This is a genomic window from Skermanella aerolata KACC 11604 (assembly GCF_000936425.1).
GTDB classification, from domain to species: Bacteria; Pseudomonadota; Alphaproteobacteria; order Azospirillales; family Azospirillaceae; genus Skermanella; species Skermanella aerolata.
Window position 1 is genome coordinate 90,799 of record NZ_AVFK01000013.1, and the last position, 19,764, is coordinate 110,562.

Annotated in this window: 19 protein-coding genes; 9 read left to right on the plus strand and 10 right to left on the minus strand. The window is 61.3% G+C overall.

Going from position 1 to position 19,764, the window contains the following annotated elements; all coding sequences use genetic code 11:
* Positions 1 to 3: 3 nt before the first annotated feature.
* On the minus strand, positions 4 to 489 hold the full coding sequence (locus N826_RS17075) for an Lrp/AsnC family transcriptional regulator (RefSeq protein ID WP_044430787.1): 486 nt from the start codon (positions 487 to 489) through the stop codon (positions 4 to 6).
* Between the two features lie 260 nt (positions 490 to 749).
* On the minus strand, positions 750 to 1,796 hold the full coding sequence (locus N826_RS17080; RefSeq protein ID WP_044430788.1) for a glutamine synthetase beta-grasp domain-containing protein: 1,047 nt from the start codon (positions 1,794 to 1,796) through the stop codon (positions 750 to 752).
* 463 nt (positions 1,797 to 2,259) lie between these two features.
* Between N826_RS17080 and N826_RS17085 the strand changes: the two genes are divergently transcribed.
* Positions 2,260 to 2,454, plus strand: a complete 195-nt coding sequence (locus N826_RS17085) for a DUF2735 domain-containing protein (RefSeq protein WP_044430790.1) — start codon at positions 2,260 to 2,262, stop codon at positions 2,452 to 2,454.
* 250 nt (positions 2,455 to 2,704) lie between these two features.
* On the opposite strand, the gene N826_RS40155 is transcribed toward N826_RS17085, so the two are convergent.
* On the minus strand, positions 2,705 to 3,733 hold the full coding sequence (locus N826_RS40155; protein WP_052831474.1) for a calcium-binding protein: 1,029 nt from the start codon (positions 3,731 to 3,733) through the stop codon (positions 2,705 to 2,707).
* Positions 3,734 to 4,047: 314 nt separating this feature from the next.
* Between N826_RS40155 and N826_RS17095 the strand changes: the two genes are divergently transcribed.
* The 3 genes from N826_RS17095 to N826_RS17105 all read left to right on the plus strand — a co-directional run bounded on the left by N826_RS17095 (position 4,048) and on the right by N826_RS17105 (position 7,473).
* On the plus strand, positions 4,048 to 4,527 hold the full coding sequence (locus tag N826_RS17095) for a PAS domain-containing protein (protein WP_147040321.1): 480 nt from the start codon (positions 4,048 to 4,050) through the stop codon (positions 4,525 to 4,527).
* 353 nt (positions 4,528 to 4,880) lie between these two features.
* Positions 4,881 to 7,097, plus strand: a complete 2,217-nt coding sequence (locus tag N826_RS17100) for an HWE histidine kinase domain-containing protein (protein WP_052831476.1) — start codon at positions 4,881 to 4,883, stop codon at positions 7,095 to 7,097.
* A complete protein-coding gene (locus N826_RS17105) occupies positions 7,090 to 7,473 on the plus strand; it encodes a response regulator (RefSeq protein ID WP_044430914.1) in 384 nt (127 codons plus the stop codon). The genes N826_RS17100 and N826_RS17105 overlap by 8 nt, the downstream gene beginning before the upstream one ends.
* 55 nt (positions 7,474 to 7,528) lie before the next feature.
* On the opposite strand, the gene ilvD is transcribed toward N826_RS17105, so the two are convergent.
* Both ilvD and N826_RS17115 read right to left on the minus strand, forming a co-directional pair.
* Positions 7,529 to 9,397 (minus strand): dihydroxy-acid dehydratase, encoded by a 1,869-nt coding sequence (gene ilvD, locus N826_RS17110; protein WP_044430793.1) that lies wholly within the window; start codon positions 9,395 to 9,397, stop codon positions 7,529 to 7,531.
* A 100-nt stretch (positions 9,398 to 9,497) separates the two neighbouring features.
* The gene (locus N826_RS17115; protein WP_247870467.1) at positions 9,498 to 9,785 is read right to left on the minus strand and encodes a hypothetical protein; all 288 of its coding nucleotides are present in this window, start codon (positions 9,783 to 9,785) and stop codon (positions 9,498 to 9,500) included.
* Positions 9,786 to 10,066: 281 nt separating this feature from the next.
* Here N826_RS17115 and N826_RS17120 point away from each other — a divergent pair, with 281 nt between their 5' ends.
* Together N826_RS17120 and N826_RS17125 are read left to right on the plus strand one after the other, a co-directional pair.
* Positions 10,067 to 10,492: an ATPase inhibitor subunit zeta gene (locus N826_RS17120; protein WP_052831478.1), complete on the plus strand. Its 426-nt coding sequence runs from the start codon at positions 10,067 to 10,069 to the stop codon at positions 10,490 to 10,492.
* A gap of 81 nt (positions 10,493 to 10,573) precedes the next feature.
* Positions 10,574 to 10,813, plus strand: a complete 240-nt coding sequence (locus tag N826_RS17125; RefSeq protein WP_044430796.1) for an HP1242/YdcH family protein — start codon at positions 10,574 to 10,576, stop codon at positions 10,811 to 10,813.
* 68 nt (positions 10,814 to 10,881) lie between these two features.
* On the opposite strand, the gene N826_RS17130 is transcribed toward N826_RS17125, so the two are convergent.
* From N826_RS17130 to N826_RS17140, 3 genes are all read right to left on the minus strand, one after another.
* Positions 10,882 to 12,213 carry a S8 family peptidase gene (locus N826_RS17130; protein ID WP_044430797.1) on the minus strand — a complete coding sequence of 444 codons (1,332 nt, stop codon included), beginning with the start codon at positions 12,211 to 12,213 and terminating at the stop codon, positions 10,882 to 10,884.
* A 76-nt stretch (positions 12,214 to 12,289) separates the two neighbouring features.
* Positions 12,290 to 13,012, minus strand: coding sequence for a phosphatase PAP2 family protein (locus N826_RS17135; protein ID WP_052831480.1), 723 nt, complete (start codon positions 13,010 to 13,012; stop codon positions 12,290 to 12,292).
* Positions 13,013 to 13,129: 117 nt separating this feature from the next.
* Positions 13,130 to 15,151 carry an AfsR/SARP family transcriptional regulator gene (locus N826_RS17140; protein WP_044430798.1) on the minus strand — a complete coding sequence of 674 codons (2,022 nt, stop codon included), beginning with the start codon at positions 15,149 to 15,151 and terminating at the stop codon, positions 13,130 to 13,132.
* Positions 15,152 to 15,760: 609 nt separating this feature from the next.
* Between N826_RS17140 and N826_RS17145 the strand changes: the two genes are divergently transcribed.
* Positions 15,761 to 16,480, plus strand: coding sequence for an adenylate/guanylate cyclase domain-containing protein (locus N826_RS17145; protein ID WP_044430800.1), 720 nt, complete (start codon positions 15,761 to 15,763; stop codon positions 16,478 to 16,480).
* On the opposite strand, the gene N826_RS40160 is transcribed toward N826_RS17145, so the two are convergent.
* Positions 16,443 to 16,889 carry a response regulator gene (locus N826_RS40160; protein ID WP_052831482.1) on the minus strand — a complete coding sequence of 149 codons (447 nt, stop codon included), beginning with the start codon at positions 16,887 to 16,889 and terminating at the stop codon, positions 16,443 to 16,445. The genes N826_RS17145 and N826_RS40160 overlap by 38 nt on opposite strands.
* Positions 16,890 to 17,172: 283 nt before the next feature.
* On the opposite strand from N826_RS40160, the gene N826_RS17155 reads away from it, so the two are divergent.
* Positions 17,173 to 17,637 (plus strand): PAS domain-containing protein, encoded by a 465-nt coding sequence (locus tag N826_RS17155; RefSeq protein WP_044430801.1) that lies wholly within the window; start codon positions 17,173 to 17,175, stop codon positions 17,635 to 17,637.
* Positions 17,638 to 18,128: 491 nt separating this feature from the next.
* The gene (locus N826_RS17160) at positions 18,129 to 18,545 is read left to right on the plus strand and encodes a cupin domain-containing protein (protein WP_186818072.1); all 417 of its coding nucleotides are present in this window, start codon (positions 18,129 to 18,131) and stop codon (positions 18,543 to 18,545) included.
* A gap of 37 nt (positions 18,546 to 18,582) precedes the next feature.
* On the opposite strand, the gene N826_RS40165 is transcribed toward N826_RS17160, so the two are convergent.
* Positions 18,583 to 19,764 carry a sensor histidine kinase gene (locus N826_RS40165; protein WP_052831485.1) on the minus strand — a complete coding sequence of 394 codons (1,182 nt, stop codon included), beginning with the start codon at positions 19,762 to 19,764 and terminating at the stop codon, positions 18,583 to 18,585.

The window sequence follows — 19,764 nt, forward strand, 5'->3', positions numbered from 1 at the left end:
CGGTCACGCGCTGACCGATCGCGGCGCCCTTGCCGGCGCCGCGATCGGCAGGATCGTGCTGGACTTGATCCTCTCCATCGCGAAGCGGGAAGTGACCTTCTTGAGCGACAGACCGGCGATCAGGCGCTTGTAGAATCCGTCGTAAGCCTGCATGTCGGGCACGACGACACGCAGCATGTAGTCGACATCGCCGGCAAGCCGGTATAGCTCGAGCACCTCGGGCATGCCTGCAACCAAGTCGGCGAACCGCTCGAGCCACTCCCGGGAATGGTCGCCCGTCTCGACCGTCACGAAGACGGTGATGCCGAGCCCCAGCTTCTCCGGGTTGAGCAGCGCTACACGTTTCTCGATGACCCCTGCGGCTTCCAGGCGTTGAATGCGCTTCCAGCAAGGCGTGGGCGACAGTCCGACCCGTTCCGACACTTGAGCGATCGAGAGTCCCGCATCCTGCTGAAGAAGGTCGAGAATACCGAGATCGATGTCGTCCATTGCCGTCCCCTGGTCATTTCACCTTACGGTAAAATGACGGTGTTTCATTGTAAAATTCATACTTATTCAATTTCAGTATGTACAATGAGACAAGTCAAGGTGCATCTTTCTAGGATTTGAAAAGTTCTACAAAGGGGTGGGCGTCCAAGATGCCAACCGCCCTTTTGTGCAGTTTGGAACGTGGCGGCGACAAAAAATTGCGGCGCGGACCCTGAGGCCCGCGCCGCCGAAAAGCTTGAAAATGTTGACGTGATGAAAGATCAGGCCGCGGCGGAAACCCCGGATGCAGCAGCAGTCGGGACAGTCGCGATCGTCTTGAGGATCTGGGAAGCGATCTGGTACGGGTCGCCCTGGGAGTTGGGGCGGCGGTCTTCCAGGTAACCCCGGTAGTCGTTCCTGACGAAGCTGTGCGGGACGCGGATCGACGCACCGCGGTCGGCGACGCCATAGCTGAACTGATGGATCGACTGCGTCTCGTGCTTGCCGGTCAGCCGCATGTGGTTGTCCGGACCGTAGACGGCGATGTGGTCTTCACGCGCGGCTTCGAAAGCGGACATCAGCTTTTCGAAATACTCCTTGCCGCCGGTTTCGCGCAGGAACGTCGTGGAGAAGTTGGCATGCATGCCGGACCCGTTCCAGTCGGTGTCGCCGAGCGGCTTGCAGTGATATTCGATATCGATGCCGTACTTTTCGGTCAGGCGCTCCAGCAGGTACCGGGCGATCCACATCTCGTCGGCGGCTTTCTTGGAGCCCTTGCCGAAGATCTGGAATTCCCACTGACCCTTGGCCACTTCGGCGTTGATGCCTTCGTGGTTGAGGCCGGCCGCCAAGCAGATGTCCAGATGCTCCTCGACGATCTTGCGCGCGACGTCGCCGACCTTGCTGTAGCCGACGCCGGTGTAATACGGACCCTGGGGAGCAGGGTAGCCGGAGTCGGGGAAACCGAGGGGGCGGCCGTTCTTGTAGAAGAAGTATTCCTGCTCGAAACCGAACCAGGCGCCCTCGTCGTCGAGGATGGTCGCCCGCTTGTTCGAGGGGTGAGGGGTCTCACCGTCCGGCATCATGACTTCGCACAGGACGATGGCGCCGTTCTTGCGCTCGGTATCGGGGACGATGCGGACCGGTTTCAGGACGCAGTCCGAGCTTCTGCCTTCCGCCTGCATGGTGGAGCTGCCGTCGAAGCCCCACAAGGGAAGTTGTTCGAGAGTGGGGAACTCCTCGTATTCCTTGATCTGCGTCTTTCCACGAAGATTAGGCACCGGAGTGTACCCGTCGAGCCATATATATTCGAGTTTATACTTTGTCATTGCGGGTCCCTCACAAGCTTACGACACATAGTTCGAGGAAGTCCTGATGCTTGCCATGGCGCCACAGGCGCACACGGTCACCAACGGCTGGGTGTTCCCAAGCATGTTGCATGCCAATCGGTGCTGACGTGGAGTTCTGGCTGGCATGGCTGGCCCGGCCGCCACTTGAGCTGGCGCTCCCGTGACGCTCGATCCTCCTCATGCGACGCAGCATCGGGCGAAAAAGCGCCAATTTGTACAAATTCGATGCAACCGAAGGGACAACACCGTTCGAACAGTAAAAGTTCGCTGACGCAGCATGCTTTTTAAAAAAGCAAAAACAAGAATGATTAAAATTTATGCATACCATGATTTTATTTAAGTCATATTGCACATCAGGGAGCCAAAGCTAATATGATAGCGTTACACCGGACCGCTGATGGTCAGTTCCACAGACGGTCTGCTTTAAAAGGAGAGAACAAAGATGACTGGTAACTTTCAGAGACAAACGGCTAAAATTTATAAGTTCCCCATCATGGCTCGTACTGTCCCCGGCATCCGCCGCGAGCCGGACGATAGCGCCTTCGATCTGTCCAACCGTTTTTCCGACGCCGCCTTCGGTGGCAGCTGGTATCACGAAGCGGCGATCAAGGACGCCGAGGGGAACCGCAAGCAGTAGCACCACGGTTCCGTCGGGCCTTCCGGCCTGCACGGTACCGAAGGGGCGCTGAAGCGCCGGCACATGGGATGAGGTCTGCCCCACATGCGATCTCCTGATCGAAGCTTGATGACAGTGTCGCTTATAGAATAGGCCCCTTGTCGTGGACGAATCGACACGAACAAGGGGCTGAAGCCGAAATGCTCCTGATGGGATCTACCTTCGCCCGGCCCTCGGATGGATCGTCCTCCGGGTACGTCGCAGCCGCGAATCAGCCGAGATAGTACCAGGGCTGCGGTTCCGGAAGCCCGACCGCATCGACATCGAGCGTATGGACCACCTGTCCGGTAGCGATCTCCACCGACGTATAGATCGTGTGTCCATTCACCTCTTCAGCCGTGATATCGAGCGGAAGTGGTTCGTCGAGGTCATTTTCCGACTGATTGCCGAAAGCGATCGTATCCCCTTCCGCGACGCTGAAACCGTGGACGGTGTCGTGATTGGGTTCGAAGCCCTTGCGCCAATAGAATTGATATTCGTCAGCGCCGCCGCCGCCGGTAAAATCCTGATCTCTCTGCCGCCCTTCCAGTTTGTCTCTTTCGTCGTTGCCGAAAATGACCGCATCCGTCCGGGCGGTAACCGATAAGCGGCCGGTTTCGCCGGTCAGGCGGAACTCTTCTATGCCAGCGAAGGCGGCCACGATCTCGTAAGGGCCTTCGAGCGGGTCCGAGCTATAGTTCATCGTACTGCTGGCATCGGGATTGATGTTGATTTCAACCCAGGGCGAAAAGTCGGTAGAGGTCTGAATGTAGTCGCCCCAATAATCGATCAGCAGCGTGTCGTGTCCGCTCCCGCCATCGTAGAAGGCATTCACCGTCGGCGAATAGGTCGGGCCGATGCCGGAATGGATCAAGGTATCATTGCCGGCGCCACCGCGCAGGTCGTTGTCTCCCACAGCGCCGTTCAGCGTGTCGTCGCCGTCGTCGCCGCGCAGGCTGTCATTGCCGGAGCCGCCATGCAGATAGTCGTTGCCGGCACCACCCTGAAGCCAGTCGTTCCCGGCCTCGCCATATAGCTGGTCGGCGCCGTCCTGGCCGAACAGCGCATCGACGCCGGTGCCGCCGAAGATGCGGTCGATGCCGGTCCCTCCGTAAAGCCCGTCATTGCCGCTGTCGCCGTAGAGAGCGTCCCCTCCGCCCAGGCCGCTGAGGGTGTCGTCTCCGCCATTGCCACGGGCACTGTCGGCCGACGATGTACCATTGTAAATGTCACGAGCAGCAGTACCGTTAAAGATGGCCATTGAGCTGATCCCAGATCAAGACAACTAGAACATGAGTACAACAACAATTTATACAGGAGGTGGCGGAGTCATATCATCCCAGGCAGGCATCATCCAAAGAGACCCGATTGCAGCGCAGTAATGGCTATCGACTCCCGACTGTCAAACCCGCCAAGCCCGCTGTCGGATGAATTGATGGAATTTGCGAAAAGGCGATCCATCGACGGGATCAGACCGATTGCCTAACACAAATTTAAGCTGCTATATGACATTGTAGTTGCATGTCGAACAATCCGCGACGGATCAATATGTATCTGAACGATCCACAGGAATCCGTGCCGCGCAATTCTGGTATAGTCGAAGAAGCGATCGAGGCGACGGCCTTCCAGCAACCGGTCTTCAGGAGCAGCCTTACCGAAAAGCTCTGGCAATGGTGGGTGACGGTAAGCTGCGAGGGTATCCCCCGCTGGTCTGCTTTCGACATCACCAGCCATCCCACACTGGCGGCAAACATTTATCTGGTGCGCGCGATCGATGGTGCTTTCCATCTCCGCCTCTACGGCGAGCGGGCGATCCAGATAATCGGGCATAATGCGACCGGCGAGGTCATCACCGCCAACAGCCCCGGCGCAATCAGCGAGCACCTTCACGATTATTACAGCCGCGTCCTGCGAACCGGGCAATGCTGGCGCTGCACGGGACCTCTGTTCTACGCCGGGCGTGAACACCGGCTTTTCGAGTCCGTCGATATTCCGCTGATCCGCTGCGGAGCGGAAGCCGACACCATCATCGGGGTGATCGACCTCATCGACTGACGGCTTGAGCCGCTACGGTCCCGTTGATGGATTTACCTACATCGCTAACATATGATTAACTAACGTGCTATACAAACCTACCGGAAGTTATATGCTGTTTTCGCCTTGAGCACTGTGATTTCGATCAGGTAAGCGATGCTGGATCTTTCCCGGTTCGGGGGTCAGACACTTGGATATGTGAGCGAGCATCGCGGGTTCCGGCTTGAAAAGCGGGTGAATTGACCGAACGGCACCGTATGCCCGGTAACGGCTTGAGGATAATGCCGGGCAAGAGACGCTTGGGCCTCCAGCCTTTGCCGGAGTCGGTTCCGCATCGGGGAAGGCAAGGTTCCAGGGCAGTGTGGAGTGCTGGCATGACTGCTGGAGAAGCCCGGTTCGGCAAGGTCGATCTCACTTCCTGCGACCGGGAGCCTATCCATATTCCAGGATCGATCCAGGCGCATGGCGCTCTGCTGGTCGTCGGGGGCGAAGATCTCGTCATCCGGCAGTTTGCCGGCGATACATGCCTACTGCTCGATGTGGAGCCAGCCCGGCTGCGGAGTCTGACGCTGGCCGACCTGTTCGACGATCAGGTGCTCGACAGGATCGCCGGACGTCCGCTCGCTCCGGTGCCGGGGCTTCCCGCCGTCCTCCTCGGCATGATGCCACGCAGCGGCGCGCTGCCGCTGGACGTCACCCTGCACACCCAGGGATCGTTCAGCATCATCGAGTTGGAGCCGGCGCAGCGTGGCGCCGTGCCGGTCGGCAATCCATTGTCGCAGGTGAGGGCGATGCTGGCGGCACTGCAATCGTCGGATGGGTTCGAGGCTTGCTGCACCGCCGCCGCCATCCAGATGCGCTCGGCCCTTGGGTTCGACCGGGTGATGGTCTATCAGTTCCTGCATGACGGGAGCGGCAGGGTGGTGGCTGAAAGCAAAGCTGATCGCCTTGATGGCTTCCTGGACCTGCACTATCCCGCATCGGACATCCCCCGGCAGGCGCGGGAACTATACCGGCGCAACTGGCTGCGTCTCATCCCGGATGTCGACCGCCCGCCGGTACCGCTCGAGCCGCTGAACCCCGATGCTGCCGATGGCCCCGGCGGCCAGCCGGATGGCCAGCCTCTCGACATGAGCTGCTGTGCCCTGCGGGCCGTCTCTCCCATTCATCTGGAATACCTTCGCAACATGGGGGTCAGCGCCTCCATGAGCGTCTCCATCGTGATGCGTGACAAGCTGTGGGGCCTGATCGCTTGCCATAACCATTCACCGCGCCACGTTTCGGCCGACCTTCGCGCTTCATGCGAGTTGTTCGGTCAGATTTTTTCGCTGCACCTGGAAGCTAGGATCGAGGCTGACGCGGCCCGGCAGCGGCACGGCGCCGGCCGGGTCATCGAGGCTCTCGCCGTCCGTCTGGCGGCGGCATCGGATATTCCCAGGGCGCTGGTGACGGGCGAAGTCACCTTGCTGGACTTGATCCCCGCAGGCGGTGTGGCGGTGCTGATGGATGGCGAGACCGCGACGCTGGGCGAGACTCCTCCGGCCGACTTCATGTCGGGTCTGGCGGCATGGCTGACCGAACAGGATCAGCCTCTTTTCGACACCCGCCACCTCGGTGCGGATTATCCCCCGGCGATCCCGTTCGCCGCGACCGCCAGCGGGGTGCTTGCCATCTCGCTGTCGCGTCAACCCGCCGACTACGTGATCTGGTTCCGGCCGGAGGCGGTGCGCTCGGTAACATGGGCCGGCGACCCGCACAAGCTGGTCGAGGAAGGGCCGTCTGGCGGAAGTCTGAAGCCGCGCAAGTCGTTCGAGGCGTGGCGGGAGGAAGTCCGGTGCCAGTCGACGGTCTGGACCGCGATCGAGATGGAAGCCGCCCAGAGCTTCCGCGTATGGCTGCTGGAGAGCGTCCTGCGTCAGGTCGATCTGGCCCGGAAGGAGCGGGAAGCGACGCTGGCGCACCAGGACCTGCTGATGGCCGAACTGGACCACCGGGTCAAGAATGCCTTGGCCAGCATCCAGGCGCTGGTGCAGCAGACCAGGGTAGGGGCCGGATCGATCGATGATTTCGCAACGGGCCTCGAAAGACGCATCCGCGCAATGTCGCATGCCCATGACCTGATGTCCGAGACCCGCTGGAAAGGCGCCTCGGTCCGCGCATTGGTGGAGGAGGAAATGGCGCCTTTCCGCTCGGAGCGGAACTGCAACCTCCGCATCTCCGGCGACGATGTCATGCTGTCGCCCAAGGCGGCGCTGCCTTTCACGCTGGTCATGCACGAGCTGACCACCAACGCGGCCAAGTACGGCGCCCTTTCCACTCCCGCAGGCGCCATCGACATCCGGTGGGGCCTTAAGGACGGCGCCCTCGTGCTCAACTGGATGGAACGGGGAGGGCCGGCGGTAGCGCCGCCGACGAGACGCGGCTTCGGCTCCGCCGTCATCGAACGCAGCCTGCGGCATGAAGTCAAAGGGACATGTTCGCTGACCTTCGGGCGCGAAGGCGTCGACTGCGTCTTCATGATACCGGCGGATTGCGTCATACCTGCCGGCGATCCGTCTACCGGCAAGGGCGAGGGCAGCGGCCTTGAATGACCGACGCGCGCTCGTCGCTGAGGACACCCTTCTGGTCCTGATCGCGCTGGAGATGATTCTCGAACAGCACGGTATTCAGGTCGTCGGCCCCGCTTCCACGGTGGGCGAAGCTTTGGCGCTTGCCGAGACGGCAGCGGCGGACATCGCGATTTTGGACGTCAATCTTCACGGTGAAATGATATTCCCCGTGGCTGACTGCCTGATCGGGCGCGGCATCCCCGTCATCTTCACGACCGGCTACACCCTCAAGGACAGTCTGCCGCCGCATTTGCAGACCGTGCCTACCATCCGCAAGCCCTACAAGGCCAAAGACCTTATGGAATTGGTCGGACAGGCATTCGGCCTGTCCGACATGAAGCTCGAGGAATGCCCTTGACCAACAAGGCCTGGACCGGGACATCGGCCCCGGTCCTGCCCTTGCCCGGTCAGGTTCAGCCCCGCGAGCGCGGTGCGCGGAGCGCCGCCGAAACGTCCCGCACCGCGCCGCGCGCAGCGCTGGTCGTCAGTGCCGCATAGGCTTGGAGTGCGGTCGAGACGGTGCGCTGACGGTCGATAGGTTTCCAGGCGGCATCTCCCCGGTCCTCCATGGCGGCGCGGCGCGCGGCCAGTTCCTGGTCGGTCAGGACGACGCGGATCGACCGATTGGGAATATCGATCTCGATCAGGTCGCCTTCCTCCACCAGCCCGATGATCCCGCCCTCGGCCGCTTCCGGCGAGACATGGCCGATCGACAGGCCCGACGTGCCGCCCGAAAAGCGTCCGTCGGTGACCAGGGCACAGGCCTTGCCCAGGCCCTTGGACTTCAGGTAGCTGGTCGGATACAGCATTTCCTGCATGCCGGGGCCGCCGCGTGGGCCTTCGTAGCGGATCAGCACCACATCGCCGGCCGCGACCCTGCCGCCCAGGATCGCTTCCACCGATGCATCCTGGCTTTCGAAGATCCGCGCCGGGCCGGAGAATTTCAGGATCGAGGCATCGACGCCGGCCGTCTTGACGATGCAGCCGTCCTCCGCGAGGTTGCCGTACAGGACGGCCAGACCGCCGTCCTTGCTGAAGGCGTGCTCCGCATCGCGGATCACGCCGCCGGAGCGGTCCACGTCGATCGTCTCGTAGCGCCTTTCCTGGCTGAAGGCGACCTGCGTCGGAATGCCGCCGGGCGCCGCCGAGTAGAAGCGCAGGACGTCGTGGTCGTCCGTCCGTTTGACGTCCCAGCGGTCCAGTGCCGCGCCCAGGGTCGGTGCGTGAACCACCGGCAGGTCGCGATGCAGGTGGCCGGCGCGGTCCAACTCGCCCAGGATCGACATGATGCCGCCGGCGCGGTGGACGTCTTCCATGTGAACGTCGGGGACCGATGGGGCGACCTTGCAAAGCTGCGGAATGCGGCGGGACAGCCGGTCGATGTCCTTCATCGTGAAATTCAGCTCCGCCTCGTGCGCGGCGGCCAGCAGATGGAGGACCGTGTTGGTCGAACCGCCCATCGCGATGTCGAGCATCATGGCATTCTCGAACGCCTGGAAGCTGGCGACCGAGCGCGGCAGGACGCTGGCGTCGTCCTGCTCGTAGTAGCGGCGCGCGATATCGACCACGGTCCGCGCCGCCTGGAGGAACAGACCCTTGCGGTCGGCATGGGTCGCCAGCACGGAGCCGTTGCCCGGCAGCGCCAGTCCCAGCGCCTCGGTCAGGCAGTTCATGGAATTGGCGGTGAACATGCCGGAGCAGGAGCCGCAGGTCGGGCAGGCCGACCGCTCCATCTCCAGCACTTCGTCGTCGTTCAGCGTGGTGTCGGCCGCCGCGACCATGGCGTCCACCAGATCGACGGCGCGGGTCTTGTTGTGCAGCTTGACCTTGCCGGCCTCCATCGGACCACCGGAGACGAACACCGTCGGGATGTTGAGGCGAAGTGCCGCCATCAGCATGCCGGGCGTGATCTTGTCGCAGTTGGAGATGCAGACGAGGGCATCGGCGCAGTGCGCGTTGACCATGTACTCGACGCTGTCGGCGATGATCTCGCGCGAGGGCAGGCTGTAGAGCATGCCGGCATGCCCCATCGCGATGCCGTCGTCGACCGCGATGGTGTTGAACTCCTTCGCCACCGCCCCCGAGGCTTCGATCTCACGCGCCACGAGCTGGCCAAGGTCCTTCAGGTGGACATGGCCGGGTACGAACTGGGTGAAGGAATTGGCGATCGCGACGATGGGCTTGCCGAAGTCGCCGTCCTTCATGCCGGTTGCACGCCACAGGCCGCGGGCGCCGGCCATGTTGCGGCCGTGGGTTGAAGTCCTTGAACGGAGTTGGGGCATGACGGTCCTCTGCTTGGTCGCCGGGATAATAGACGCCAGCCAGAGGAGCGGCAAGAACGCGGTGCCCGCCGCGCCCTCCGTCCGTTCAGACCTGCCCTGCTTAGATCTTCTTGAGCTGATCCAGGTCGACCGAGCCGTTCTGGCTTGTGAAAGTCAGCGACGAGGCGCCACCGCCCTGTTGGGAAACGCCACCGATCCGGTGATCGCCGCTGTCGTAGGTCGTCAGCTTGCCGTCCTGCTCGATCAGCAGTCGCTGCTTGTCGGGGAAGAAGGCGTACCGCATCCCGTTCTGCGCTCCGCTGGTGGAGGGCTGGCCGAGATCGTCGGGCCACCACTTTTCTCCGCCGCTCATCGGTTTCATCGGTTCCATGGGCTTCATGGGCTTCATCGGTTCCATATCCGCTCTTTCCTTGTTCTGCGAGCGTCTCATGCCCGCCCTCGGACAACACCCGAGATCCGGAGACGTGGCCCGATTGCGGTGCCCCCCAGAAATAATCATGGCTGGTATTGGTTTTTTGCATGCCTGCCTCTTGTTTGGGTGGAGGCCTTTCCCATCTGATCAGGTATCCCGGGTCCGGGCCCCTCTGGCGGTTGCTCAGTCGACGCTTCCGCGATGTCGGACTCCTTGTGGTGAAGCTTTTGCGCTCTATCCAGGAGGACCCTTGTTCCATGCGTTACATCATACATCCCGCCTGCCTGTCCGCCGCGTTCCATCGTCCCGACCGGACGGACGGTTTCGGCATCCGACCTTCCCGGCGGTTCCGCGTTAACGGCCCCGTCGGCAGGCAGGTCACGCAGACCCCGCCTGTGCCGGGCATGCTCGCCCACGAGGCTGGCGACCCTGTCGCCGACTACCGCAACGTGATGGTCGCGCTGTGGGCGGCGCGGCGCCTCCGCCTGGATGCCTTCTCCACCCGACGGTATGCGCGCGACCTGCTGATCGCTGACCGGCAGGAACCGGGCTTCGGCGACGTTGCGCGCAAGGTGGCGGCTGATTTCCGGCGTGCCGGCTTGATCGCTTGCGGACGGGAAGTACGGCGCCAGATCATGGTCGCCCAGAACGCCGCGATGAGAAGTCTGCTGTCGCCGGCGTGATCGTCCCGCCGGACAGGACGCATCCCCGGTTCGTATCCCCAGTTGACGACTATCGACATGACCAAACTCAGGGAGTCGACCATGACGACCAGATCGCTTAGCGCCGACCAGATCGGCGCCCGCCTTCGTATCCTGCGCGACCTTCACCGGCGCTACGACTACGCCGCCGACAGCGAGTCCGGCAGGCTTTATCCCGATGGAACTCGCCTCAAGCGGCTCAAGCTGTCGCGCCTTGCGGTGAAGGACGAAATTGCCGCACTGGAAGGGCGAATGATGTCCAATGCGAAAGCACGGACGAATGCCGTAATGGCGGCAGAGTAGGATCGGGCCACGCTGCCGGCCGGCTCGGCGGATGCCGGGGCAGTCGGCAGCGTGGCTTCGCACCGTGGTCAGGAACCCCGATAGTCTTTCGCCAGTGCTACGGCCCGGGCGGCATTGACCAAGCCGGCACCGAATTCCCGTTCGAAATGCTCGGGACTTCGGGCGTGCAGGTTGTGGGGGCTTTTGTCCGCCGTCAGCATGAGCATTTCCTTGATCGCCCGCGGCTTTCCTTTCACGCGGTCATTGGCCGAGAGCATCAGAGCGATCACCCCCGCGACCTGCGCCGCAGCCGCTGATGTGCCGCCGAAGCCGAAGAAGCCCTTGGCATCGCAGTAATCGCCGACAGGCTCATAGTTGTATCCGAACTCCCCGAGGTTGTCGGGCGCCGCTATCGACAGCAGTCCGATCTCCTCGCTCCCCATTCGGTCGCCTGCGGGTATCTTTCCGAGATAGAGGTCTTCGATGCCGTAAGGCACTTCGGCCGGCGGCGGACGTCGCGCAAGCCGGGCCTGCAGCTCCTCTCTTTCCCGCTTGAGCAGGTTTACTTCGTCCAGGTCGAGCCTGACCAGACCGCTATGCTTCTCCGGCACGTCGTTGCTGGGCGCCACTAGGGTCAGGCCTTTACCATACTGGCTGTAGGTGGACCGGTAGCCGCGATCGTTGCAGGCTCCGACGGCGATGACGTCGTCCAGCGAAGCGGGATAGACCAGCTCTGCCCGGCCATTGTTGCCGCTGGCGCAGACGACGGGCTTTTCCCTGGCCAGCCGCTCGACGGCGTTCCTGAGGTCCCGGGAGTTTGGCTTGCCCTTCAGCACAGGCGTCTCGTCGTCCAAGGGCAGATACCTGGGCATCAGGATCACGTCGCCATGCTCCCGGGAGTAATCCAGGGCGGCGATCAGCGACGCGATATCGAAGTTGGACGAGATGCGGACCGGTACCGGGCAGGCTTCGGGAGCGACGCCGACCACCCGGACGTTCTTCAAACGCGGATCGCTTGAGGTCGACGGGTCCACCGCCGCGACGATCCCGGCGCAGGCGGTGCCATGCGCATTGTAGCGGTTGAGGATCTGGGCGTTCCTGGCGGGCGTTCGTCCGCCGAGGCGGTGATCGAAATCGGCGGCCAGATCCATCACTTTGGCGATGTTGGGGCTCAGGCTCGGATGCCCGAGGTCCAGACCCATGTCGAAGATCACCACCTTGATTCCTGTCCCCCGGTTCCCCTGGCTCCAGACGGTCCGGGCATCGATGCCGACTCGCCGGACATTGGCGACCGGCACGGCGTCTCCATCCCGGCGGTCGGATTTCCGACTGATGACCACGTCCTTGCACGGGTCCAGGTGCCAGCAATCGTCGGTATTCGGCAGCCCGAAGTCATATCGTTCTGAATAATGGAGACTCATTGTCGATTTCTCCGTTGAGCGGATCGGGGCCGACGTCTTGCCGGGGAGGGCGATCCGCAAAGGACCGGGAATGCGGTCATATCCATTCGCGCGCCGCGTTCTGGAAGGTGTCGCGGTAGGCCTCGGTCACGGCCGGGAAAAGGGCGAGGGCAAGATGCTCGCTCCCCACGGTGTCGCTTGCGTAATGAAGCCCTGCCCATTCACGGTTCTCGGCGACACGCCGGGCGATCCTGAACAGTTCGATGCCGAGTTCGTCGTTGTGGATGACCGTGGAAAGTGCCTTTGCGATCAACAGGTATTGCAAGGCATGGCCACTCGGATAGGCAGGATGATGGGGCACCGGCAACAGCGGCCTCAGCTTGGGCTCGATCTGCGACGGCCTCAGCCGCATGAACTTCTTCTTGTAGGTGGCCACGACGATGAAGCCGAGGTGGAACATGGCATCGATCAGGACGTCGGTAGCGCCGGAGGATCCGGACGGGGTCAGCGACACGAGGCGGCGCATGTAGAAGGCATCGTCGTTGGCCTCCGCCTCGATCTCGGCTTTCCGCACCAGCCACATCGACGGATCGCTTCGGATCTGCTGCTGTTTGGCGAGCAGGTCCCTGATCTCCATCTCCGTTTCGTCTGGGTCCGGCGGCAGCGGGATATCGTGATCGCGCCACCCCGGTATTTCGAAGAAGTTGGGGAGCTCGATCAGGGCCGCCATCTCCGGGTCCCAGCCGTTGATGGAGAAAGTGGTGCCGGGCTTCGTATATGTTTTGCTTTTACTCTTGCTTTTGCTCTTGCTGAACGCCATGGCTGTGACTTTCTCAGATATTGACCGGATCAGTCCCACTCAGACGCTAGACGCCGGATTGCCCCGGCTCTGTGGTTAAACTCACACTTTCGACGCTCGAAAGACGTAAAGGCGGCGTCAGCCGACCCCGGCCTTGCGGAATCCCTCGATGTAGTGATCGTTGTAATCGCGGTGCAGCGGCAGGTAATTGGCGCGGAACCAGTCGATGCTGAATTCCGGCTGGAGCTTCCGCAGATCTTCCAGGTACCTGCCGGCTTCCTCGACTTTGCCCATGTGCCCAAGGCTTGCGATCAGGGGACGGTAGGCGCCCTGGAAATTGGGGTTCGTCCGCACCGCCCGCCGGCCGATCTCCGCCGCCCGGTCGTGCTCGCCGGCCAGGAAGAAGGCGATGCAGTCCGTCGTCCTTGCGTAGAACGGAGCCGGGTGCTGCTGCCAGATCTCGTTGGTCGCGGCGATCTGGTTCAATGCTTCCGGCGCGTTGCCGGCATAGCAGAGGGTGACGGCGCTGAAGTCGCGCGCATACGGCGAATTCGGATCCAGATGGAGCGAGTGCCGGAACAGGTCCAGCGCGCGTCCATAGTCGTGATCCAGGAACGACGCGATATGGCCCGCGATCGCCAGGGCGAAAGCGTCTCGGGAGTCCAGTTCCATGGCGCGCTGGATCAGGAAGCGGATCTCGGCTTTGGTAGCGTTCCGGTCGCTGTTCCAGTTCTGGCCGATGCTGAGGGTGTACCAGAAAGCCCGCCACGAATAGACCATCGACTCATGGGGGCCGGCATCCTGAGCGGACGTCAGAAGGCGGTCGGCCTCGGCGTAGGCTTCCGGCGTGAGCTTGAAGATCAGCGGAATGGCGCGCATCACGCAGTCGTAAGGGCTGAGCGACTGGCTGGGAAGACGCGATGCCCTGCGGATCTCGCAAAGTTCGATCTCCCGGTCCAGCCGGTAGGCCAGGGTCCTGGAAAGGTCGTCGATCAGGTCGAACCCGGCTCCACCAAGCGCGCAATCGTGATGGTTCGACCACAGGATGCGGCCGGTAGCCTCTTCCTGCAATTCGGCGCAGAACCTGATGTTGTCCAGAAACGGCAGGCAGGTGAGACTGACGCGATAAGACCCTTCCGGTGCAGCCGGACTGCCGTCGGCCGGCAGGATGACCGGCGTCGGTGGACCATTGCGCACGGCCAGCCAGCGCTTGCGGGACAGCGCCTCGCGCAGGGCGGATGCCAGGACCGTGACGGCGGCGGCATCGGCCGGGCCGCCGATCGCGGGAAGCTTTTCCACCACGGTGATCGTGGGATACAGCACCTCCCTCAGCCTGATGGACGACATGGCCGGCGGTGGAGGCGCCGGCTGCGATGGCGCGAGCAGGGAAGGCGGTGTTGCAGGATGGGTGCTGCGGTGCGCCTCCTCCGACCGGAGGTGTCGCAGCAGGGCTTCGGTTTCCCCCGAAGGCTTGATGTCCAGCTCACGGGCTAGGGCGTCGCGGCATGCCTGGTACTGGCGGATCGCGGCGGCGACGTCGCCACGAACCGCGTGACGCCGGATGATCGTTCGATGGGCCTCCTCGCTGGTCGGGTCCAGGGTCAGGAGGGAGAGTGCGATCCGCTCCACCCAGTCCGCATCGCAGCCTTCCGGACCGCGCGCGAGCGCCGCTTCCAATGCTTCGCAGACCCGTCTGCGCAGCCTGATCCGTTCGACCAGCCGCCAGTCTTCGAATGCCGGGTCGCGGACGTCGACGTTCTCCAGCAGGTCGCCGCAATATAGGGAAACCACGGCTTCGAGATCGGCGGGATCGTGCGAACGCACGAGGCGATCCACCTCGAGGGCATCGACCCAGATCGAGCCGAGGTCAAGGCCTACGCGCTGGACGTCCGCGAAAAGGACCGCCAGGCCGGATGAGAGGAGTGTGGTGCGCACTTCCTTGAGACACTGGCGGAGGCTGGCCTTCGCATCGGCAGCCTCGCTCCACAGTAACTCCGAAATCTTGCTTCGGTTGGAAACACCGCCCGGCGACAAGGCAAGGTATGCCAGCAAAGCGCGCGATTTGACGCTTTTCGGCGTTGCGTCGCGGCCGTCATGGCTTACGAGCCGCGTGTTGCCAAGAATGTAGAGACGAGCCGCCGGCTTACGATCGAAAGGCATCGATGCGGTACCTTCCCCTGGGTATGTGACTGCTAAGCGTTTCCTTTGTTTCCTGCTCCGCTATCGCGCTGGGGCACTGCATAAACGGTGAGACGGGTAAATCCCAGTGCCTATTTGGGCTGAGTGCCGTATAGTGTAAAAGAGATATCAATACTTTCAATGCCGATTCGATAGAGCGAAGACATCAGCTTTGTCCCGGTGCCTCTAAATCTATCAATGGCCTACCATGGCAAGTACCAGCTCAGTTCAAAAGGAACGCTGTCCTGTTCTTTAGGGCTTTCACTGCTCGATGAACGCCGGACGGATTGTTTGCTTCATCAAAGGACGACGCGCCCAAAAGGTCACAAGCGATTCTGAAGATCCGGCCTTCAAGTGACTTTTCTCACAAAGCGCCCTTTCCAGGCACGGTAAAATCCCGGCAGCATCCTATCCCAGGCGGCACCGTCGCCGCGGCGCTGTTTTTTCGGTCCTTTTCACGCCCGTTTGTCGTTTTTGTCCGCCAAAGCATTGTGCGATTTCACGCTGCCGTCACGCTCCCGCCGCATATTCCAATCTGGGGCAGCCGATGAGGATGTCCTCCGGATGCACGGGAAAGGGCGGGAGAAGGCTATGCTGACCAGCGGTGAGATCGAGACTTTCGCAGGAACCGACCTTCGCACCCTGATTGGGGCGGAGCCCAAGGCGGTCCCCGGTACGGTGCCGGTACCTTTCCCCTTCGAACATCGCTGGCTCGCCATTCTCATCACCGACATCGCCGGCTACAGCAGGCTGATCGAGATCGACAAGATGGCGACAGCGATCCGCATCCGTCACCTGCGCCAGCATGTCATCCTGCCGACCGTCCGGGCGTATCACGGATGGATCGTCAATCATGCGGGCGACGGAACGCTGATGGCGTTCGGAAGGTGCGAGGACGCTTTGCACTGCGCGATCGCCCTGCACCGCGGGCTTGCCCTTGCCGAACAGGAAGTGCCGGCCGACCGGCGGATCCATCTTCACATGGGCGTCAGCGTCGGCGATGTGCTGATTGCCGATGGCGAACTATACGGCAATGCGCCCAATATAGCCGCTCGGCTTCAGAGTCTCGCCAAGGCGGGCGAAGTCTGCGTTTCCGACGACGTGCTGCATCGGATCGTCACGATGCCTGACGCCGAGGTCAAGCCGATGGGCGATCTGAAGCTGAAGAACATCGCAAGGATGGTGAAGGGCCACCGCGTCCTGGTGACGAATGTCCGGCCGACGGCAAGTCCCGTCGGCATGGAAAACCGCGTCCGGCGGCTGTCGCTGTCGCTTAAACGGCGGGACGCATGCCGTCCTGCTCCTCCCTGATCCTCCGCTTGGTCTCCAGGCTGGAAGATATGAGGTTCAGCAGGGTATCGGCCGACACCGGCTTGATGAGTATTTCCGTGGCGAATTCCCGGCCTTCCGACCCCGCCCGCTGGTAGTCGGCCGTGACGAAGATGATGGTCACGCCGAGGGGCGCCAGTTCGGACGCGACAGAGATGCCGTCGATCGCGCCGCGCAGGCCAATATCCAGCACAGCCAGATCAGGCAGATCCTGATAAGCCAGTTCCAGCGCCTTTTCCCCGGTGTCGGCAGGACCGAGCACGGTGTACCCGGTCATCGACAACAACGACGCCCATCCCATCGCAATCAGCGAATTGTCTTCACAGATCAGAATGCGGTTCTCATTGGAGGTGTTTCCGCCAGTAAGGGGACTTAAGGCGCTGGACATCATTGCGTGACCTCCATCAGGGATGGTTCACATTGGCTTCAAATGATTAATTTAATATTAACCATAAAAAATTGCTGCTGAAACCATGTCGGTCCGCAATATAAAACGTGCGGCCAATCTATTATGTACAAGTCTGTCTAATGACTTGGTATGACCAATTATAAACTTTCATACCTTCTGAAATTTAATTACGAACGAATGATTGAAGTTTAAAAACCAGGCATGAAGTGATCATAATACAGCTCGTTTTGCAAGAATCTATCTCAAAAGGGTCATAGCAGTGAGTATGATGACCACCGAAACAATTATACGCTCACCTATCGTTCAATCGGCGCTCGACTACTGGAAGAGTAAAATCATCAACCGCATGATGCCGGCGCGTCGCGATATCGATCCTTGTGAGATTCCTCAACTGCTGCCGTGGCTGATATTGACGGACGTATTCTACGATCCACCCGATTTCCGGTATCGTCTTATCGGTACTCAGGTCGTTGCGCAGGCCCGTCAGGACTATACTGGCAAGAGGTTTTCCGAAATGGACCATACGGGACCTGCGAGCACTGTCTGGATCGACAGGATGAAGGTGGTCAGGACGCGACAGCCGGTGTTCTCGGCTCCCCCGTATAGCGGCCCCAAAGCCGGCGTTGCGACCGTTTCCGGGATTCATCTGCCGCTGTCCAGCGATGGCTGGACGGTCGATATGATCCTTACGGCGGTGGATTTCGCGATGGTGCTCAAAACGCGGCCATGATGTCCGATTCGATAAGGCTGTCGTTGACACTACCCAATACTTATCGTGTTATTTACTAAAGACACTGAGTTGTTTAGAATTAGGATTCAAAAAACGCCAAAATCAAAACAAAATACACCGTGTTATGCTTAACAAGGCTGTCTTTTCTAGGTCTTTTTGCCTAATCCTTGGTTGCCGGGACCGAGTTGGCCTTTGGAATGGTGACGTCGATTTCCGCACTGCGCGTGAAGGCTCCCTCCCATGTCACATCGGATCACACCGTTTCGTCATGATGTAGACCGCAAAGCCGGCGTTTCGGAGAGTCCGACGCGCTCGCCTTAAGAAACCCAAAGGAAGGGACATGAAGATCGTTGCTATCGGCGGCACCGGATAGATCGAGCCTAGGACGGGGAAGAGGCCCCGCGGCAACGGGCGTGAGGTCGTGACCGCATCTCTTTCCTCGGATACCGATGCCTACCAGCGTTTTGAAATCTAAAGCAAGGAGCCCCTACATGATCCGAAGAATTCTCAGCGCGACAGCGCTTGCTATGGCCCTGCTCGGCGTCATGCCGGCTTGGAGCGCGGACCAAAAGTCAAAAGTGACCCTGGTCTATGAACATGTACTTCCCAATGTTCCAGGTAAAAGCATCAAGGGCGTGCTTGTCGAGTATCAGCCTGGGGGGTCGTCGCCCGCACACAGCCATCCGAGTTCCGCCTTCATCTATGCGACGATCCTGGAAGGATCCGTCCGAAGCCAGGTGAACGACGGGCCAGTGATGGTATACCGGGCGGGTGAGAGCTTTTCAGAGATGCCTGGCGATCGCCATGGTGTCAGTGAGAACGCGAGCGACACCGCTCCGGCCCGATTGCTTGCGGTATTTGTCGTCGATACCGGAGAGACTGCCCTTACGACCCCTTACGGCAACTGAAACACCGCAGGCTCGCCGAGCGGATTGGGCGATACCGTCAGTGCAACATCCCGACGAGTGTTCCCCGAGGTTCCGGCGGGATTTGGCTGTCCGTGCCGTCGGACGCCTGATCCAGCCATTCAAGCACTCGCTCGGGACCTTCCTGCGCTACCGCCGACCCGCTCACCATCGAAGAGGTCCATTCCGCGATCAGGTTGGGCAGGGTCACAGTCACGGATGTACCTTCGCCTTCCGCACTGACCAGTTCGAGGCTGCCTCCGTGCATTTCCGCGAGGGCCTTTGACAACGGAAGCCCGAGGCCGGTGCCTCCGGCGCACCGGGTCAGCGAACCATCGACTTGCCTGAACGGCTCGAACGCCAGTGCCACGTCTTCCGCGCGAATACCGATGCCGGTGTCCCGGACAGTGATGGCGACCTCACCGGCTTCGGTCGCTTCGGCGCCGACCACGATCCTGCCCCCCGACGGCGTGAACTTGACGGCGTTGGACAACAGGTTGAACAGAATTTGCTTCAACCGCACCTCATCGGCCCTGATGCAAAGCAGTCGCCCGTCAGCGATGTCCATAATCAGGTCCACGCCCGCGTCCTCGGCGCGCTGGCGCATTGTCCGGCAGCAGCCAGCGACAACGCGGACGATATCCACGGTGCCCTCGTTCAGTTCGATCTTGCCAGCGTCTATTTTGGACATGTCGAGGATGTCGTTGATCATCGTCAGCAGATGCTGCCCGCTTTCCCGGATGTCGTGAATGTATTCCAGGTTCCGCTGGTCTCCGAGAGGACCGAACAACTCCATTTCCAGGACTTCGGAAAAGCCTATGATGGCATTGAGCGGTGTCCTCAACTCGTGACTCATGCCGGCAACGAACATCGCGCGGGTGTGGTTCGCCGCGATCGCTTCGTCTCGTGAGGACTTTAGGTCTTCCACAATCCTTTCATAGCGATCCTGGGCTCGCCGTAGTTCCTGTTGAGCCGCCCCGGCCACCGCCCACGCCTCAAGGCTGCTTCTCGTCCGTGCGGCAGTCCGCCTTGCCATGGCGCGATGCCGGACCGACAGGAGCATGACCCAGACCGCGCCAAGCACGGCGACAGCAGTGGAGGCTGAATAAGGTACCATTCCTTCCAGGTTGGCCCCAAGAGCCGCACCGGCCGCGGAAGCGAGCATGCTGAGAGCTATGCCGCTGCGCAGGGAAGACCGAGACCAGGAGGATAGGAAACTCAT

Excerpts from the sequence above, each read along its gene's own strand:
- N826_RS17130 (WP_044430797.1), bottom strand. The coding sequence starts at position 12,213 with ATGAGTCTCCATTATTCAGAACGATATGACTTCGGGCTGCCGAATACC.
- ilvD (WP_044430793.1), bottom strand. The coding sequence starts at position 9,397 with ATGCCCCAACTCCGTTCAAGGACTTCAACCCACGGCCGCAACATGGCC.
- N826_RS17080 (WP_044430788.1), bottom strand. The coding sequence starts at position 1,796 with ATGACAAAGTATAAACTCGAATATATATGGCTCGACGGGTACACTCCG.
- N826_RS17085 (WP_044430790.1), top strand. The coding sequence starts at position 2,260 with ATGACTGGTAACTTTCAGAGACAAACGGCTAAAATTTATAAGTTCCCC.
- N826_RS17115 (WP_247870467.1), bottom strand. The coding sequence starts at position 9,785 with ATGAAGCCCATGAAGCCCATGGAACCGATGAAACCGATGAGCGGCGGA.
- N826_RS17140 (WP_044430798.1), bottom strand. The coding sequence starts at position 15,151 with ATGCCTTTCGATCGTAAGCCGGCGGCTCGTCTCTACATTCTTGGCAAC.
- N826_RS17075 (WP_044430787.1), bottom strand. The coding sequence starts at position 489 with ATGGACGACATCGATCTCGGTATTCTCGACCTTCTTCAGCAGGATGCG.
- N826_RS40165 (WP_052831485.1), bottom strand. The coding sequence starts at position 19,764 with ATGAGTTTCCTATCCTCCTGGTCTCGGTCTTCCCTGCGCAGCGGCATA.
- N826_RS17125 (WP_044430796.1), top strand. The coding sequence starts at position 10,574 with ATGACGACCAGATCGCTTAGCGCCGACCAGATCGGCGCCCGCCTTCGT.
- N826_RS17160 (WP_186818072.1), top strand. The coding sequence starts at position 18,129 with ATGATCCGAAGAATTCTCAGCGCGACAGCGCTTGCTATGGCCCTGCTC.
- N826_RS17135 (WP_052831480.1), bottom strand. The coding sequence starts at position 13,012 with ATGGCGTTCAGCAAGAGCAAAAGCAAGAGTAAAAGCAAAACATATACG.
- N826_RS17100 (WP_052831476.1), top strand. The coding sequence starts at position 4,881 with ATGACTGCTGGAGAAGCCCGGTTCGGCAAGGTCGATCTCACTTCCTGC.
- N826_RS40160 (WP_052831482.1), bottom strand. The coding sequence starts at position 16,889 with ATGATGTCCAGCGCCTTAAGTCCCCTTACTGGCGGAAACACCTCCAAT.
- N826_RS17120 (WP_052831478.1), top strand. The coding sequence starts at position 10,067 with ATGCGTTACATCATACATCCCGCCTGCCTGTCCGCCGCGTTCCATCGT.
- N826_RS17145 (WP_044430800.1), top strand. The coding sequence starts at position 15,761 with ATGCTGACCAGCGGTGAGATCGAGACTTTCGCAGGAACCGACCTTCGC.
- N826_RS40155 (WP_052831474.1), bottom strand. The coding sequence starts at position 3,733 with ATGGCCATCTTTAACGGTACTGCTGCTCGTGACATTTACAATGGTACA.
- N826_RS17155 (WP_044430801.1), top strand. The coding sequence starts at position 17,173 with ATGATGACCACCGAAACAATTATACGCTCACCTATCGTTCAATCGGCG.